The organism is Rhizobium sp. R693 (assembly GCF_002211315.1).
Lineage (GTDB): Bacteria > Pseudomonadota > Alphaproteobacteria > Rhizobiales > Rhizobiaceae > Rhizobium.
Genome location: NZ_LOKY01000047.1, coordinates 129,978 through 145,720, shown reverse-complemented (window position 1 = coordinate 145,720; position 15,743 = coordinate 129,978). Strand labels below are relative to the sequence as shown.

Below are 15,743 nucleotides of genomic sequence, written 5' to 3'. Positions count from 1 at the left end.
GTTGGCGGGGGCGATCTATTCGCCACCGCCTTTTTAATTTGTTGCTGAAGCTTGCTCGTCCCTGAACGGAGCGGCTGCACTGGGGGAAAACGAGCCCGCATGGCTGACATCACCAAGACCCGCTCTCTGCGTTCGCCGAAAATCGCTGTTCTGCCGGTTTTCGCTATCGTCACCGCGCTAGGCCTTGCTGGCTGCACGACAAGCAACACGACCGATGCCGTCATCCGCATCGACAAGGCGCAGGGTTCGCAGGAAAACATTGCCTCGCTGACCTCTGTGATCAACGCCAATCCGAAGGATCCGGAGGGCTACAACGTTCGCGGCTCCGCCTATGGCCGCGGCGGCGATTTCCGCCAGGCGTTGAACGACTTCAATACGGCGCTGCAGATCAACCCGCGCTTCTACCAGGCCTACGCCAATCGCGCGCTGGTCTACCGCAACATGGGCCAGCAGCAGCAGGCGATTCAGGACTACAGCACCGCGCTGCAGATCAACCCGAATTACGACGTGGCGCTGATCGGCCGCGGCAACGTCTACCGCACCGCCGGCCAGGACGATGCGGCCTTCAACGATTTCAACAAGGCGATCCAGAACGGCACGACCGATGGCCGCGCCTATCACAATCGCGGCCTGCTCTATCAGAAGCGCAATCAGCAGGATAAGGCGATCGACGACTTCTCGAAGGCGATCTCGCTCTCCCCGAACGCGCCGGAACCCTATAACGGTCGCGGCATCTCCTATATCGCGCTGAACGATGACGACAACGCATTTGCCGACTTCAATCACGCGATCGAACTCAACGGCAATGTCGCCGAATCCTGGGCCAACCAGGCTCTGGTGTATGAGCGCCGCGGCGAAAAGGACAAGGCAGCCCGCTCCTACCGTCACGCGATCGGACTCGACCCGAAGTACCAGCCGGCGAAGGACGGCCTCGCCCGCGTTGGCGCATCGACCACCGGCTAAGACTTTACAGGCAGGAGACCGACGATGGCAGCCAGACAGCATGTGGTCGTCGTCGGTTCCGGCATTGTCGGTGCCTCGATCGCCTGGCACCTGACACGTGACGGCGCCGCCGTCACCGTGATTGCCGAGGACATCGGCGGCGTCGCCACACCCACTTCTTTTGCCTGGATCAACGCGAGTTGGGGCAACCCGGAATTCTATTTTCACTTTCGCCGCCGCTCTATCGCCGAATGGAAGCGCTTGGCCCGCGAGCTCCCAGGCTTGCCGCTCTCCTGGTGTGGCGGCATCTGCTGGGATCTGCCGCCCGATCGGCTAGAGGCGTTTGCCGTCGAGCATGCGTCGTGGGGTTATGGCATCGAACGGCTGGATCGCGCCGCGATTGCCGCGCGGGAGCCTTACCTGAAACAGCTGCCCGAATCTGCGCTCCTGGTCGCGGAAGAAGGTGCCGTCGAGCCGGCGGCGGCGGCGCGGCTGCTGCTTGCTGACGCCGAGGCCAGAGGAGCGAAGTTCGTCAACGCTGCCGTCGATGGATTTATTCGCAGCGGCGAGCGGATTTCCGGAGTGGTGTCATCGGCCGGTATTGTCGGCGCCGATCATGTTGTCCTGGCGACTGGCGCCGGCAGTGTTCCCCTCGCCGCCTCCGTCGGCGTCACACTTCCCCTGGAGGCGCCTCCCGGGCTGATCGTCCACTCCCGTCCATTCGAGAAGCGGCTGAACGGCCTTGTGATGGCGACCGACCTGCATATGCGCCAGACGACTGATGGCCGCATCATTGCCGGCTCCGATTTCGGCGGCACCGATCCCGGCGCCGACCGGCACGCGACCGCCGCGGCACTCTTTGCGAAGGTGAAGGAGAGCCTGACGGACGGGAGCCGGTTAAGCATGGATTTCTTCACTGTCGGCTACCGTCCGACGCCCAAGGACGGCTTTCCTGTTATCGGCGGCTGTGGCCAGGACGGCCTCTATATAGCCGTGATGCACTCTGGCATAACGCTGGCGCCGCTCGTCGGTCTACTCGCGTCTAACGAGATTCTCACCGGCGATGCAGACTCCTCTTTGGCCGCCTTCCGCCTCGCCAGATTCGGTTGAGATGACAGCCTGACAAAAATTTGCGTATTGCCGGGCGACATGTTTTAGTGTGTTGCAAGCAGCAGCACCTATCCCTAACATGTAGTGGTTTCGATAGCAGGCTATCGGAGGGTTTGGGGGCGTTGAGGGCAATTGCGGTGGTCCAGTATTTTGCTTTCATGCCTGTAAACGGCGGGCGTGCCGATGGTTTCGGCTGCATAACTCAGCGAAGTATAGGCTCATGAAAAGCCGCTTCCGCTTCTTTCCGAAGGCATCGATCGGGACCTACCTGATCGCGATGGCAGTTGCGACGGCCTTGCCGATTTTCGCCCTCGTGGCACTTCTGCTGGCACAGCTGGAGGACAACCAGCGCTCGATTCTGAGGCGTGAAACGGCCCAGGATGCCACTGCTCTCGCCCGCTCCATCGATCGCCAGCTGCAGGATATGGCTACAACTTTAAGGTTGCTCTCGACCTCACCGGAATTGGAGAGCAACGACTTCGCTTCCTTCTACGCGCGCACCGAGACGGCCCTGAGAGCAAACACGCTCTATGTGATCGCGGTAGACGAGCGCGGCCAGCAGCTCCTGAACACCCGGCGGGATTATGGCGAGCCTCTGGGTATCGCTGGGAACCTTGCGGCCATCGACGCAGCCGTCAAGTCAGGACGAATCGAAGCCTCGGACGTCTTCATGGGAAAGACGAGCGGTGAGTTCGTCTATAACGTCACCATGCCACTGCAGGTGGGCAAGGTCAGGGCGCTGATCATTACCCAGAACGCCAGGGATCTGGCACGACTTGTCACCACGGAAGGTCTGCCGAGTGGCTGGTCCGCAGCAGTCATCGATCAGAACGGCCACGTGGTTGCTTCGGCCGGGGCGACAAGCATCGGCTATGGCGAACCCTTCGACACCCGCATTCTGCCCTCGCTGTTTGAATCCAGCGGCGTATACGAGAACAAGCAGATACTGCCGAAGGCGATGCTGGGTTACGCGCAGATTCCCGGCTGGTCGTGGAAAGCCGTGATATGGGGACCGGTCGCTACGGCGCAATCTTCTATCCTGACGACATGGCGCTTTCTCGCCATCGGCGGTGTCGCGCTGATGCTTCTCGCGGTTCTCGCGGCCTATGTTGTCGCGCGCCAGGTCCGCCTGACGATCCGCTCGATCGCCGACATGGCCAATCGCATGGGCGAGGGTCATATCGTTGCGCCGGTCGAGACCAGCGTCATCGAAGCCAACCAGGTCGCGGTTGCACTCTCCAATGCCTCCTTCGACCGAAGCCAGACCGAAGACCGCCTGCACTTCGTCATGAACGAACTTGTTCACCGCACCAAGAACCTGCTGGCCCTGGTGCAGGCCATGATGCGACAGGTCGCCAAGGGCGCCGAAAGCGTGCCCGCCTACCAGGCGGCCGTTGCCGATCGCCTCGACGGCCTCTCGCGCTCGATCGACCTCCTTACCAGCGAACAATGGGCAGGCGCATCGCTGCGCCGCGTCATTGATATTCACTTCCAGAGCTTTCCGCAGGCGACGGAACAGGCCGAGATATCGGGCAAGGACTTCATCCTAAAACCCGACGTGGTGCAGAACCTCGGCCTCGTCCTGCATGAACTAGCGACCAATTCGGTGAAATATGGTGCCCTTTCCTTGCCGCAGGGTCGTGTTCTGCTGAGCTGGCGGAATGTTCAGCACGAGGAACGCAACGAACCCTACATTCGCTTCACGTGGGAAGAACGCGACGGCCCATCCACTCAGGCTCCGGAGGGCTCGGGCTTCGGCACGACGATCATCAAGAACCATGCCGCCGCAGCCTTTGGCGGTAGCGTTGAAATCGACTTCCGACCGGAAGGTTTCTACTGGGCGTTGACGGCCCCTCGCCGCACCCTCGAGCGCACATAGGGGAACAAATCACGCTGAACCTTCGTTTCCGACAGGCTACTCGAAAGGAGAAGACCATGTTCAGGGAAACGATGATTGCCGCGGCGGCTGCCGCAGTCGCCGCCATCGCAAACCCGGCAAGTGCCGCAAACTACATCACACTCGGTCAGCTCGTCTGCGGATCGCAGGGCGGGCAAGGACTGATTGTTACCTCGCAGAAGAACCTGCTTTGCACCTATACGCCGGCCGAAGGTGGCCCGAAGGTCGTCTATGCCGGAACGATCCAGAAATTCGGATTGGATGTCGGCCAGACCGGCAAAACTGTGATGATCTGGCAGGTCCTTGCCAAGACTGGAACCAACATTGCTGAATATGCGTTGGCCGGTGAGTACTACGGCATAGGTGCCGATGCGAGCTTTGGCGCTGGTGCTGGTGCCAAGGTCATTGCCGGTGGCACGAACCAATCCTTCATGCTCCAGCCACTGAACGTCCAGGCTCAGGAAGGCTTGAACCTCGCGGTCGGCGTGGAGAAACTGACGCTGGCGCCGGCAGCCACCTGATCACAGGTCGCGCCGACGAGGAGAGAGGCCCTGCCTCTCTCCTTGCAAGTCAGGTGGAGCGGTGCGTCAGCGCCAAAGCGCCACCGAACAGCATCATCATCGAACCACTGATACGATTGACCAGGCGAACCGCCCAAGCATTACGCATGACGCCGCGCAGTCGTGAACCGACAAAGGCATAGACGGCGATCGCCCCAACTTCCAAGATCAGAAAGATTGCTCCAAGCGTGAAGAAACTCTGCCAATAGGCCTTGGGTTCAACGAACTGTGGCAAGAATGCCGTAAAAATCAGGATCGCCTTGGGATTGCTCGAGGCGACAAGGAACTCCTGCCGCAAATACGCCCTCAACGTTGAAGGGTGATGAGCAGTCGCCGGATCCGATACATCAACCTTCGCGCGGATCAGCTTGAAACCAATCCAGAGGAGATAGGCAACACCCAGCCATTTCACGATCGAGAAGGCTACTCCTGACGCCATCAACAGGGCGCCGAGACCAAAGGCCGTAATGGCGATCATGATGGCAAAGGCGACAATGCGACCGGCGGAGGCTACAATCGCCACACCCATTCCGGCTCGCGCGCCGATCGTCACCGAGAGCAAGTTGTTCGGACCAAACGCCATGTTCAGCGCAAAACAGGCGGGAACGAAGAGGAGCAGCGTTTCGAGGGACATGACATCACCGTGCAAAACAAAGGGCGCGGGCCAAGCCCGCGCCCTTACAGTTTAATCGAGATCAAGCCGCGTGGCGACGCCTCAGTGACCGATCGCCTTGTTGATTTCCTCGGTCACCTTCTTGGCATCCCCGAGCAGCATCATCGTGCCATCCTTGTAGAACAGCGTATTGTCGATGCCGGCATAGCCGGAACCGAGCGAGCGCTTGACGAACAGGCAGGTTTTGGCCTTGTCGACATCGAGGATCGGCATGCCGTAGATCGGCGAGGTCTTGTCGTCACGCGCCGCCGGGTTGGTGACGTCGTTGGCGCCGATGACATAGGCAACATCCGCCTGGGCGAATTCCGAGTTGATGTCCTCAAGCTCGAAGACCTCGTCGTACGGCACATTCGCCTCGGCCAGCAGCACGTTCATATGACCGGGCATACGGCCAGCGACCGGGTGGATCGCGTATTTCACCTCGACGCCGTTCTTTTTCAGATTGTCTGCCATTTCGCGGAGCGCATGCTGTGCCTGCGCCACCGCCATGCCGTAGCCGGGCACGATGATGACCTTGGAGGCGTTCGCCATCAGATAGGCGGCATCTTCTGCCGAGCCGAGCTTGACCGTCTTGTCGGAATTGTCCGTGCCGCCCGCAGCCGTCTCACCGCCGAAGCCGCCGAGAATGACCGAGATAAACGAGCGGTTCATGCCCTTGCACATGATGTAGGACAGGATCGCACCGGATGAACCAACCAGCGCGCCGGTGATGATCAGCGCCAGGTTGCCGAGCGTGAAGCCGATACCGGCGGCCGCCCAGCCCGAATAGGAGTTCAGCATCGACACGACGACAGGCATGTCGGCCCCGCCGATCGGCACGATCAAGAGCACGCCGAGCGCCAGCGACAGGGCGACGACCGCCCAGAAGTCGAAATGGCTTTCCGTTGCAGCCAGCCCGATGATGAAGAGCACGATCAGCGCCAGGAGGGCGATGTTGATCAGGTGCCGGAACGGCAGCATGATCGGCTTGCCGGACATGCGCCCGTCGAGCTTCAGGAAGGCGATGATCGAGCCGGTAAAGGTCAGCGCGCCGATGGCAACGCCGAGCGCCATTTCGATACGCGCCTCGGTGTGGATCTCACCGATATTGCCGATGCCGAAGGAAGACGGCGTATAGAGCGCCGAGGCTGCCACCAGCACGGCCGCGAGGCCGACCAGCGAGTGGAACCCGGCAACCAGCTGCGGCATCGAGGTCATCGGGATCACGCGGGCGACATAGGCGCCCGCCCCGCCGCCGATGGCAAGCCCGAGGATGATCAGCACAAGGCCGCCGAAGGATGGCGTTGCCAGGGTCAGCGTGGTGAGAATGGCGATCCCCATGCCGACCATGCCGTAAAGGTTGCCCTTGCGGCTGCTGGCCGGATGGGAAAGCCCGCGCAATGCCAGGATGAAGAGGACGCCGGAAACAAGATAGAGGAAGGCTGCGATACTGGTCATGCGGTCCTCACTTGTCCTTCTTCTTGTACATCGCCAGCATGCGCTGGGTGACAAGGAAGCCGCCGAAGATGTTCACTGAGACGAGGACCAGGGCGATGAAGCCGAAGCCGGTCGCAAGACCACTCGTCGAAATGCCGACGGCCAGAAGCGCGCCGACGACGATAACCGAAGAGATCGCGTTGGTGACCGCCATCAGCGGCGTGTGCAAGGCCGGCGTCACCGACCAGACGACGTAGTATCCCACGAAGATCGCCAGCACGAAGATCGCGAACTGGAACACGAAGGGATCGATCGCGCCGCCGGTTGCGGCGCTGGCCGCCTCCGGCGCATGGGCGGCAGCGGCCGCCACGGCATTCATGGCCTGGTTCAGCTGATCCAGCGCCTTGTCCATTGCTTCACTGGCCATCAGTTATCCCCCTTCTTCACGCCGCCGAATGCCGGATGCACGACATTGCCCGCATGCGTCAGCATCGTCGCCTTGATCAGTTCGTCCTCGAGATTGAGGGCGATCGTCTTCGTTTCCTTGTTGACCATGGTCTCAAGGAAGGTGACGAGGTTCTTGGCGTAAAGCTGGGAGGCACTGGCGGAAATCCTGCCGGCCATGTTGGAAAAGCCGATGACGCGCACGCCGTCGACGTCAGCGACCTTGCCTGGCTTGACGCCTTCGATATTGCCGCCGCGCTCGACCGCGAGGTCAACGGCAACCGCGCCCGGCTTCATCGACTTCAGCATCTCGCGCGAAACGAGCTTCGGTGCCGGACGCCCCGGGATCAGGGCGGTGGTGATGACGATGTCCTGCTTGGCAATGTGATCGGCCACAAGCGCCGCCTGCTTCGCCTGGTATTCCTTGGACATCTCCTTGGCGTAGCCGCCGGAGGTCTCGGCCGCCTTGAATTCTTCGTCCTCGACGGCGATGAACTTCGCGCCGAGCGAGGCGACCTGCTCCTTGGCTGCCGGGCGAACGTCGGTCGCCGACACCGCGGCGCCGAGACGGCGGGCCGTAGCAATCGCCTGCAGCCCGGCAACACCGGCGCCCATGATGAAGACCTTGGCAGCCGGAACGGTGCCGGCCGCCGTCATCATCATCGGCATGGCGCGGTCATAAACCGCCGCCGCCTCGATCACCGCCTGATAACCTGCCAGATTTGCCTGCGAGGAAAGAACGTCCATCGACTGCGCGCGGGTGATGCGCGGCATCAACTCCATGGCGAAGCTGGAAAGCCCCGCCTTGGCCATGGAGGCAATCGCTTCGTCGTTGCCGTAAGGGTCCATGACCGCGATGACGATCGCGCCAACCTTGTAGCCGCCGATTTCTTCGTCCGTCGGGCGGCGCACCTTCAGGACCACGTCGGCGGTCGCGGCAGCGCCAATCAAACCGACCCGCGCACCGACAGCCTCGAATTCCACATCGGGAATTTTCGACTTGGTCCCCGCACCAGCCTCGACGACGACCTCGAGGCCTAGACCGACCATTTTCTTTACGGTTTCGACAGACGCCGCGACGCGCGTCTCATCCCCCGTGGTTTCTTTCGCGACAAAAACAACGTTACCCAACCGCCCCCTCCTCCCGGTCAGCCAGTCTGCCGCAGGTCCCCCTGCTCAGCCCGCACATTCAGCCAAAGCTTTGGAAAGCCGCGTTCCCGACGCCGCGCTCAGCGCAGCAGGACGAGGCCCGCGATAAAGACGATCAGCAGGACGACGAGGCCGCCAAGGAAACCGGCACCGGTGAAGAACCCAGCGGTCATGCCAAGCAGGAGAGCGACAAGAAACAGCGTGCCGTACTTAGCCGCAGCAAGGAACATAAGGTAGGTCTGCTCGTGTTCCTTGTAGTCCATTGGCGCGCCGACCTCAGTAGGTCCGGTGTGATGCTCAGCCATGAATATCGTCTCCCTCAAACTTCCCGGCCAATAAAGCAATGCGGCCGGCCGACTGCCGTGATTCCCTCGCTCCCGCGAGGAAATTTCCCTGCAGAGGGATTACACAAAGCTTCGATAAAGCGCAATGCATGAGAATGCCGCAGGCGGGCGGCATTCCCAGCCAATTCAAGCGCATGGGCTTACAGCGGAAGATCGGTTCCGAGATCGCCTTCAGCCATGAAACGCGCCGTCGGGATGATGGTCAGCGGCGGCAGCGTGTCATTGGGCGTGCGCGAGAACATCATGCGCTGTTCGCTGGCGCTGGAGATAAAGAAGGGATACCGCGTCAGGAGCTTTCGTCCGACCTCGATGACATTGGTCGCCATCAGCGTCAGGTCGAAACCATAGGTCTCCGTCATCCGGCTTGCGACGACGGTATCGGCGTAGAAGACGCGCTTGTAGAAAGCCGCATGCGCAGGGCGCACGTGTTGCATCACACGGTCCGCGCGAAAATGCGCGGCGGCGACGATGTTCGGACGCAGCGTCAGGTAGGGGATCCACGGCATTTCCGTGCTGAGTTCGGGATCCGCGGCGAACCGCGCCGGATCGATCAGGCTCAGTCCGGCGTCCAGAAACGCGTCCATTTCGACAGGAAAAATACCGCCCGATTGTGAGACACGATGGTCCGGCGTCACGTGATGGATGCGGATCGTGCTGACGAGCTGTTCATAATAGTACAGTCCGAAAACATAAGCCTGACTGTCGAAGTCGGCCTCGTCGATCATGCTTTTGGCAGCGACCGGAAGCACTTCGCGAGCCTTGTAGGCCTTGTAGCGCAGGCGCTCCACCTCTTCCATATCCTCGCCGCTTTCGACACGGCGGTATTCGACGTGGTTCATTATTTCGAGGAGTTTGCTGCTGAAATCACTCGTCTTTAAAGGGTTGTCTGCCATAGTTACTCGGTTCGCCTGTTAACGAAACATTAATCATACGGAACCGGCGCAAGGGCAAGAACGGGACGAGAAATTGCGTTATATTTGAATTGTTAAGGTTAACGGCACCGCGTTTGCGGCAAATGCGATCGGCCGCAAACGCTGTCGGGCTTATGCAACTTTCGGACGACGACGCGGTGCCGTACGGCGGCTGAGGCTCTGGGAAAGAATGGCGATATTCTGCGCCGGAACTGCCGGCGAGAAAACGTAACCCTGAACGAGATCGGTGGCGCGATACTTGTTGAGCAAGGCCAGCTGCTCGGTGGTCTCGACACCCTCGGTGACGATCTTGAGACCGAGCTCGCGCGCGAGGTTGACGGTGCCGCGCAGCAGCTTGAGGCGACGCCCGTCCTCGACGATGTTGCGCAGGAACGAACGGTCGATCTTGACGATATCCAGCGGCAGCGTGTCGAGATAGCTGAGGCTGGAGAAACCGGTGCCGAAGTCGTCGATCGCTATCGTGATCCCGCGTGCCCTGAGTTCGGCGAGGATCGCGCGCACCGCCGCCGGCTCGTCGATCAGGCAGCTTTCCGTGATTTCCAGATGCAGGCGGGCTGGCTCGAGGCTTGAGGCCTCGAGCGCTTCCGAGACCACGGCAAGAATATCCGCGTCGCGCAGGTCGCGCGCCGACAGATTGACCGAAACGGCGATATGATCCGGCCAGTTCATGCAATCCCTGCACGCCTTCATGAGGATGAAGCGCGTGATTTCGGAAATGATGCCCATTTCCTCTGCAAGGCGAATGAAGACATCCGGTGGGATCGCGCCCTTTTCGGGATGAACCCAGCGCGCCAGCGCCTCGGCGCATTCGATGCGCGTTCCGTCCGCTTTGAACATCGGTTGGTAGGCAACGCTGAGACCCTGGTTGCCGATCGCCTCGCGCAGATCCGCTTTGAGCTTCTGCTGCTCGATATAGCGGCCATCCATCTCGCGTTCGAAGCCGGCAATCCCGCCACGCTGTTTCGACTTGCTTTCGAAAAGCGCGAGGTCGGCCTTGATGCTCCACTCCTCCATCGCGAAGGTGTCGCTTTCGAGGATTGCAAAACCGGCACTCAAGGAGACGAGGAAGGTGACGTCATCGGCCTCGTAATTGCCCTGAATGCTCTCGTGGAAGCGGCGGATCTCCGCATCAAGCGCGGCCGCGTCCTTCGCATGCGGGAAGAAGAGGATGAACTGGTCGCCCATCAGACGGCCGACGATGGCCTTGCCCGCCTGCTTCGAGATACGGCTTGCGATGGCACACAGCAACCGGTCGCCGGTGATGTGGCCGCGCATGTCGTTGACATGCTTGAACTCGTCGATATCGAGAACCATGAAGGCGACGGGGCCGCGCTTCTTCTGATGTTTGCTGAGGTAATCCTGCACGAGATGGCTGAAGTATTCGCGGTTCGGCAGACCGGTCAACGCATCGAAGCGCACCATGTGCAGGATCTTCTGCTCGGCCTTCACGCGGCTTGACACGTCCTCGAAAATCAGGACGGCACCGCCATCGGCACGGCGACTTGCCGAAAACTCCAGCGAGAGATCCTCTGGAAAATGGATCAGCGTGCGCGAAAGCTTGCCCTCGGCGACATGCGTCATTTGCCGCAGGATCAGCTCCGGCTGCGTCGAATCCATAAAACTGTAGCGCGCGCCGTAGCGCAGCACTGCACCAAGATCGCGCTCCTTCAGCCGCTCCGGATCACCGATCCTCAGAAGGTCACAAGCCTTGCGGTTGATGACCTGAATGCGGTTTTCCGGATCGACCATTACCAGGCCGTGCGGCATGTTGTTGAGTGCCGTGTCGAAACGGTCGGCGATCATCGAGATCTGGCGACGCGCAATGACGTTCTCGTACAGGAACTCGCGCACGCCATTTGCCATTGCCCGCGTTGTCAGGCCGAACGGAATGAGGAAAGCCGACAGGATCGCACGATAGAAGTCGAGCGCCATCAGGCTGCAGATAATCATCGGCAGACAGCAGGCCAGCGTCTGCAGGTCGATTGCCTTCTGCGATCCGTAGTTTCGGCCGACGACGGAGACCATCGACGCCATGGTGACCGCGATACAGGCGAGCTCGGCGAAAGGATCCTGCAGGATGAAGATAGCGTAGCCGCTACCGATGCCGAGGATTGCCGCTGTGGAGGCGGCGCCGATAACGTAGATGGTTTCCCAATGCTCGATCCGCTCGCGCGACAGGCTCTGCTTGTCGACCTTGTCGAACATCCGGAACGTGACCATGCGGCCGACGAAGACGGCAAGGAAACCAACCGACAGGACGACGTAGAACGGGGAACTGGTTTTCAGGGCAACTGCGAGGAAGGCAACCACATGCACGACGACACCCGCAACGAGCGTCATGCGATTCCCGAAGAGGGAACTGACAAACGACAGATAGACGTCGGTAGGGACCCTGTTCGGGTTATGTGGCTTCATCCATACTTTCCCTGTGCGGCGAAACCTTAACCGCAACCCTTTAAAAATTGATTTCGGGTAATCGATACATTTTGTCGAATTTTTCAAAACCTTGGGATGAATTTTAGTGTTTGCAATGACTTATGCATCCATTCGGTGAAGTTTTCCCGGCTCCGCGCCTATCCTGAGGTTGTCTGATCGTCCCGACGTTGACGCCAGGCGTGTCTCATGCAGGTCATACGACTATATTCCAACACGCCCCCTTTCATCTTTCAATTTGAAAAACCGTGTGGTCTAAACCGGTGGAAAGATAAAACGCGCCACAAGGCGCGAAATATGGGGGGAAGGGCATGCCGGCTTTGTTGACCGTCAGCCGGCTGATCGATGCGGTCAGCCAATTCATGGGCAAATTGTCCGAATATATGGTGCTGTTCTGCTGCCTGATCAGCGCCGCCAACGCGCTGATCCGTTACTCGTTCAACTACAGCTCCAACGGATGGCTCGAGATCCAATGGTATCTCTTCGCCTTCATCGTTGTGCTGGGCGCGGCTCACACTCTGCGCATGAACGAGCATGTGCGCGTGGACCTGATTTATGGCGCGGTCTCCGAAAAGGCAAAGATCTGGATCGACGCCATCGGCCTTATCGTTTTCCTGATCCCGGCCTGCATCTTCCTGACCTGGCTCTGCTGGCCATTCTTCCTGTCCTCCTACCTGCAGCATGAGGTCTCGGCCAATGCCGGCGGTCTGATCCGCTGGCCTGTCAAGCTCGTTCTGTTCCTCGGCTTCGGGCTGCTGACCCTTCAGGGCATCTCGGAATTGATCAAGCGGATCGCGGCCCTCACCGGCTACATCCAGATCGACACGACATACGAAAAGCCGCTGCAGTAAGCCAGACCTGGGAGGAACACCATTGTTTGATTTCGGCATCATTCCGCCGGCCATGTTCGTGGGCATGGTTCTCTTCATGCTCTACGGCTTTCCGGTCGCCTTTTCGCTGGCTGCAGTCGGCCTGTTCTTCGGCGTTATCGGCATTGCGACAGGGCATTTCAGCGAAGCCTTCCTGCAGGCGCTGCCGCTGCGCTTCTTCGGGATTGTCTCCAACGACCTGCTGCTCGCCATTCCCTTCTTCACCTTCATGGGCGCCATCCTGGAACGCTGCGGCCTGGCCGAGGATCTGCTGGAGGGTACGGGCAAGCTGTTCGGCCGCATTCCGGGCGGCCTTGCCTATGCGGTGATCCTGGTCGGCGCCGTGCTCGGCGCAATCACCGGCACGGTGGCTGCCTCCGTCATCACCATGGGCGTCATCTCTCTGCCGATCATGCTGCGCTATGGCTACAGCCCGCGGCTCGCCACCGGCGTCATCGCCGCCTCGGGTACCATCACCCAGGTCATTCCGCCCTCACTCGTGCTGGTCGTGCTTGCCGACCAGCTCGGTAAATCGGTTGGTGACATGTATCTCGGCGCCATCGGCCCGTCGATCCTGCAAGTCGCGATCTTCATGGGCTATATCCTGATCCTGTCGATCGTGAAGCCCGCCACGGTGCCGCCGCTGCCGAAGGAAGTGCGTGGCGACTTCACCTGGGGGCTGCTCCTGAAGGTGCTCTCGGGGATGGTGCCGTCGATCGTGCTGATCTTCCTCGTCCTCGGCACGATCTTCATGGGACTGGCAACCCCCACGGAAGCCGGCGCGCTCGGTGTCGTCGGTGCGATGGCGCTCGCCGCCATGCATCGCCGGCTCACCTGGCCGCTGATGCAGGAGGCCATGCGCTCGACCATGCACATCACCTCGATGGTGGTGATGATCCTGATCGGATCGACCTGTTTCAGCCTGGTCTTTCAGGGCATGGACGGCTCGCGCTGGATCGAGCACATGCTGTCCGGCATCCCCGGCGGCCCGGTCGGCTTCCTGATCTTCGTCAACATCTTCATTTTCGTGCTGGCCTTCTTCCTCGATTTCTTCGAGATCGCCTTCATCGTCATCCCGATGCTGGCGCCGGTCGCTTCGGCGCTCGGCATCGACCTGATCTGGTTCGGCGTGCTGATCTGCGTCAACATGCAGACGAGCTTCATGCACCCGCCCTTCGGTTTCGCGCTCTTCTACCTGCGCTCCATTGCCGATCGCAGCGTCAAGACATCCGATATCTACATGGGTGCCCTGCCCTGGGTCGGCATGCAGCTGATCCTCGTCGCGATCGTGATCTTCTGGCCGCAATCGGTGACCTATTGGCTCGAGAAGGGGCCGAAGATCGATCCGAACTCGATCAAGATCGAGGTGCCCGGCTTTGGCGGCAACGGCCTGTCGCTGCCGCCGCTGGGAGCACCGGGCGGTTCACCACAAATGCCCGGACTGACCCTGCCGCCCCTGAACGGCCTGCCGGGTCAACCAGCTGCACCCGCGCCGACAAAACCCGCCGCCCCACCGGCAACGGATCTCAGCCAACCTCCGAAGATCAACTGACGAAAAAGCCCCGGACCGAAATCCGGGGCTTTTTTGATTTCGCGTATCTTGGCAGGAATCAGATCTTGCCGGCGCGCTGCTGGATCATCATGAAGGTGTCGAAGGTGTACTCCGACAGCTGAGACCAAAGATAGGCGTCGCGCTTGAACGCGTTCTGGTCTTCGTAGATTTTCTTGAAATACGGGTTCGACGCCGAAATCTCGGCATAGATGCCGAGAGCCGCCTGGAAGCAGGCCTCCATGATTTCCTGGCTGAAGGGACGCAGTGTTGCGCCCTCCGACACCAGCTGCCTGAGTGCCGGCGGATTCTTCACGTCGTACTTTGCCATCATGTTCGTGTTGGCAAAGGCGCAGGCATCGGTGAGCGCCGCCTGATAGTGCTTCGGCAGGCTGTTCCACTTTTCCAGGTTGAAGAAGGCGTGAACCGTCGGTCCACCTTCCCACCAGCCTGGATAGTAGTAGTACTTCGCCACCTTGTGCAGGCCGAGCTTCAGGTCGTCATAGGGGCCGACGAATTCCGAGGCGTCGATCGTGCCCTTTTCGAGGGCCGGGTAGATGTCACCGCCGGCGATCTGCTGCGGAATGACGCCAACCTTGCTGATGACCTGGCCGGCAAGACCGGCGATACGCATCTTGACGCCCTTCAGGTCATCAAGCGTATTGATTTCCTTGCGGAACCACCCGCCCATCTGGGCACCCGTGTTGCCCGCCGGCAGGCCGTAAATGCCCTGCGTGGCGTAGAACTCGTTCATCAGCTTGTTGCCGTTGCCTTCGTAGAACCAGGCATTGGTCAGGCGTCCGTTGAGACCAAACGGGATTGCCGTACCGATTGCGTAGGTCGGATCCTTGCCGACGAAATAGTAGGAGCAGGTATGCGCCGCCTCGACCGTGCCGGCGCTGACCGCATCGGCCGCCTGTAGGCCCGGAATGATTTCGCCTGCGGCAAACGGCTGAATGGTGAAATTACCATCGGTCGCCGCGGCAAGATGCTTCGAGATATCATCCGCCGCGCCATAGATCGTATCGAGGCTCTTCGGGAATGACGACGTCATGCGCCAGGAAATCTTGGGGTTCTCTTGTGCAATGGCAGGCGCCGCCAGTGCACCCGCAGCAGCGACCGCGCCGGCACCGGCGGTTCCTGCCTTCTTCATGAATGAACGACGATCCATCAAAAACCTCCCGTATAGATGGTACTGCGAGGTGAACCCTCATCTTTGCCCGCAGCGATAGCGGGAAACTAAGCACGGTGGCGACCGTGTTTCAAGCACTGTCCCATTAGTCTTTGGCATCACGACGGCAATATGGCAGCCAAGCGCATTTTCATCAAAATCAGCAAGTTAGCGAAAACACGCCGGAGCCGGCGGACGAGAATGCCGCAATTCCGCCCGCGATTGCGCCGAGACGTTGACTTCCAAGCCGTTCT

At 60.4% G+C, this 15,743-nt stretch carries 14 protein-coding genes; 6 read left to right on the top strand and 8 right to left on the bottom strand.

What is annotated here, in order from left to right:
* The first annotated feature begins 99 nt into the window (after positions 1-99).
* From ATY79_RS26955 to ATY79_RS26940, 4 genes are all read left to right on the top strand, one after another.
* Positions 100-963, top strand: coding sequence for a tetratricopeptide repeat protein (locus tag ATY79_RS26955; protein WP_088692106.1), 864 nt, complete (start codon positions 100-102; stop codon positions 961-963).
* 24 nt (positions 964-987) lie between these two features.
* Positions 988-2,052, top strand: coding sequence for an FAD-binding oxidoreductase (locus ATY79_RS26950; RefSeq protein WP_088705439.1), 1,065 nt, complete (start codon positions 988-990; stop codon positions 2,050-2,052).
* 220 nt (positions 2,053-2,272) lie between these two features.
* Positions 2,273-3,931 carry a sensor histidine kinase gene (locus ATY79_RS26945; protein WP_088692108.1) on the top strand — a complete coding sequence of 553 codons (1,659 nt, stop codon included), beginning with the start codon at positions 2,273-2,275 and terminating at the stop codon, positions 3,929-3,931.
* 56 nt (positions 3,932-3,987) lie between these two features.
* On the top strand, positions 3,988-4,470 hold the full coding sequence (locus tag ATY79_RS26940; RefSeq protein WP_088692109.1) for a DUF992 domain-containing protein: 483 nt from the start codon (positions 3,988-3,990) through the stop codon (positions 4,468-4,470).
* Between the two features lie 49 nt (positions 4,471-4,519).
* Here ATY79_RS26940 and ATY79_RS26935 read toward each other — a convergent pair whose 3' ends face one another.
* The 7 genes from ATY79_RS26935 to ATY79_RS26905 form a co-directional block, all read right to left on the bottom strand.
* The gene (locus ATY79_RS26935) at positions 4,520-5,143 is read right to left on the bottom strand and encodes a LysE family translocator (RefSeq protein ID WP_088692110.1); all 624 of its coding nucleotides are present in this window, start codon (positions 5,141-5,143) and stop codon (positions 4,520-4,522) included.
* 81 nt (positions 5,144-5,224) lie between these two features.
* Positions 5,225-6,619, bottom strand: coding sequence for an NAD(P)(+) transhydrogenase (Re/Si-specific) subunit beta (locus tag ATY79_RS26930; RefSeq protein ID WP_088692111.1), 1,395 nt, complete (start codon positions 6,617-6,619; stop codon positions 5,225-5,227).
* A 7-nt stretch (positions 6,620-6,626) separates the two neighbouring features.
* The gene (locus tag ATY79_RS26925; protein ID WP_028746746.1) at positions 6,627-7,025 is read right to left on the bottom strand and encodes a proton-translocating transhydrogenase family protein; all 399 of its coding nucleotides are present in this window, start codon (positions 7,023-7,025) and stop codon (positions 6,627-6,629) included.
* Positions 7,025-8,173, bottom strand: a complete 1,149-nt coding sequence (locus ATY79_RS26920) for a Re/Si-specific NAD(P)(+) transhydrogenase subunit alpha (RefSeq protein ID WP_088692112.1) — start codon at positions 8,171-8,173, stop codon at positions 7,025-7,027. Before ATY79_RS26920 ends, ATY79_RS26925 begins: the two co-directional genes overlap by 1 nt.
* Positions 8,174-8,271: 98 nt before the next feature.
* The gene (locus ATY79_RS26915; RefSeq protein ID WP_088692113.1) at positions 8,272-8,496 is read right to left on the bottom strand and encodes an aa3-type cytochrome c oxidase subunit IV; all 225 of its coding nucleotides are present in this window, start codon (positions 8,494-8,496) and stop codon (positions 8,272-8,274) included.
* 179 nt (positions 8,497-8,675) lie between these two features.
* The gene (locus tag ATY79_RS26910) at positions 8,676-9,428 is read right to left on the bottom strand and encodes a hypothetical protein (RefSeq protein ID WP_088692114.1); all 753 of its coding nucleotides are present in this window, start codon (positions 9,426-9,428) and stop codon (positions 8,676-8,678) included.
* A 150-nt stretch (positions 9,429-9,578) separates the two neighbouring features.
* A complete protein-coding gene (locus ATY79_RS26905; RefSeq protein WP_088692115.1) occupies positions 9,579-11,882 on the bottom strand; it encodes an EAL domain-containing protein in 2,304 nt (767 codons plus the stop codon).
* 329 nt (positions 11,883-12,211) lie between these two features.
* On the opposite strand from ATY79_RS26905, the gene ATY79_RS26900 reads away from it, so the two are divergent.
* Both ATY79_RS26900 and ATY79_RS26895 read left to right on the top strand, forming a co-directional pair.
* On the top strand, positions 12,212-12,751 hold the full coding sequence (locus ATY79_RS26900; RefSeq protein ID WP_088692116.1) for a TRAP transporter small permease subunit: 540 nt from the start codon (positions 12,212-12,214) through the stop codon (positions 12,749-12,751).
* A 22-nt stretch (positions 12,752-12,773) separates the two neighbouring features.
* Positions 12,774-14,321, top strand: a complete 1,548-nt coding sequence (locus tag ATY79_RS26895) for a TRAP transporter large permease subunit (RefSeq protein WP_088692117.1) — start codon at positions 12,774-12,776, stop codon at positions 14,319-14,321.
* 58 nt (positions 14,322-14,379) lie between these two features.
* Here the strand turns inward: ATY79_RS26895 and ATY79_RS26890 are convergent, their stop codons facing one another.
* The gene (locus ATY79_RS26890) at positions 14,380-15,489 is read right to left on the bottom strand and encodes a TRAP transporter substrate-binding protein (RefSeq protein WP_088692118.1); all 1,110 of its coding nucleotides are present in this window, start codon (positions 15,487-15,489) and stop codon (positions 14,380-14,382) included.
* Positions 15,490-15,743 lie beyond the last annotated feature (254 nt).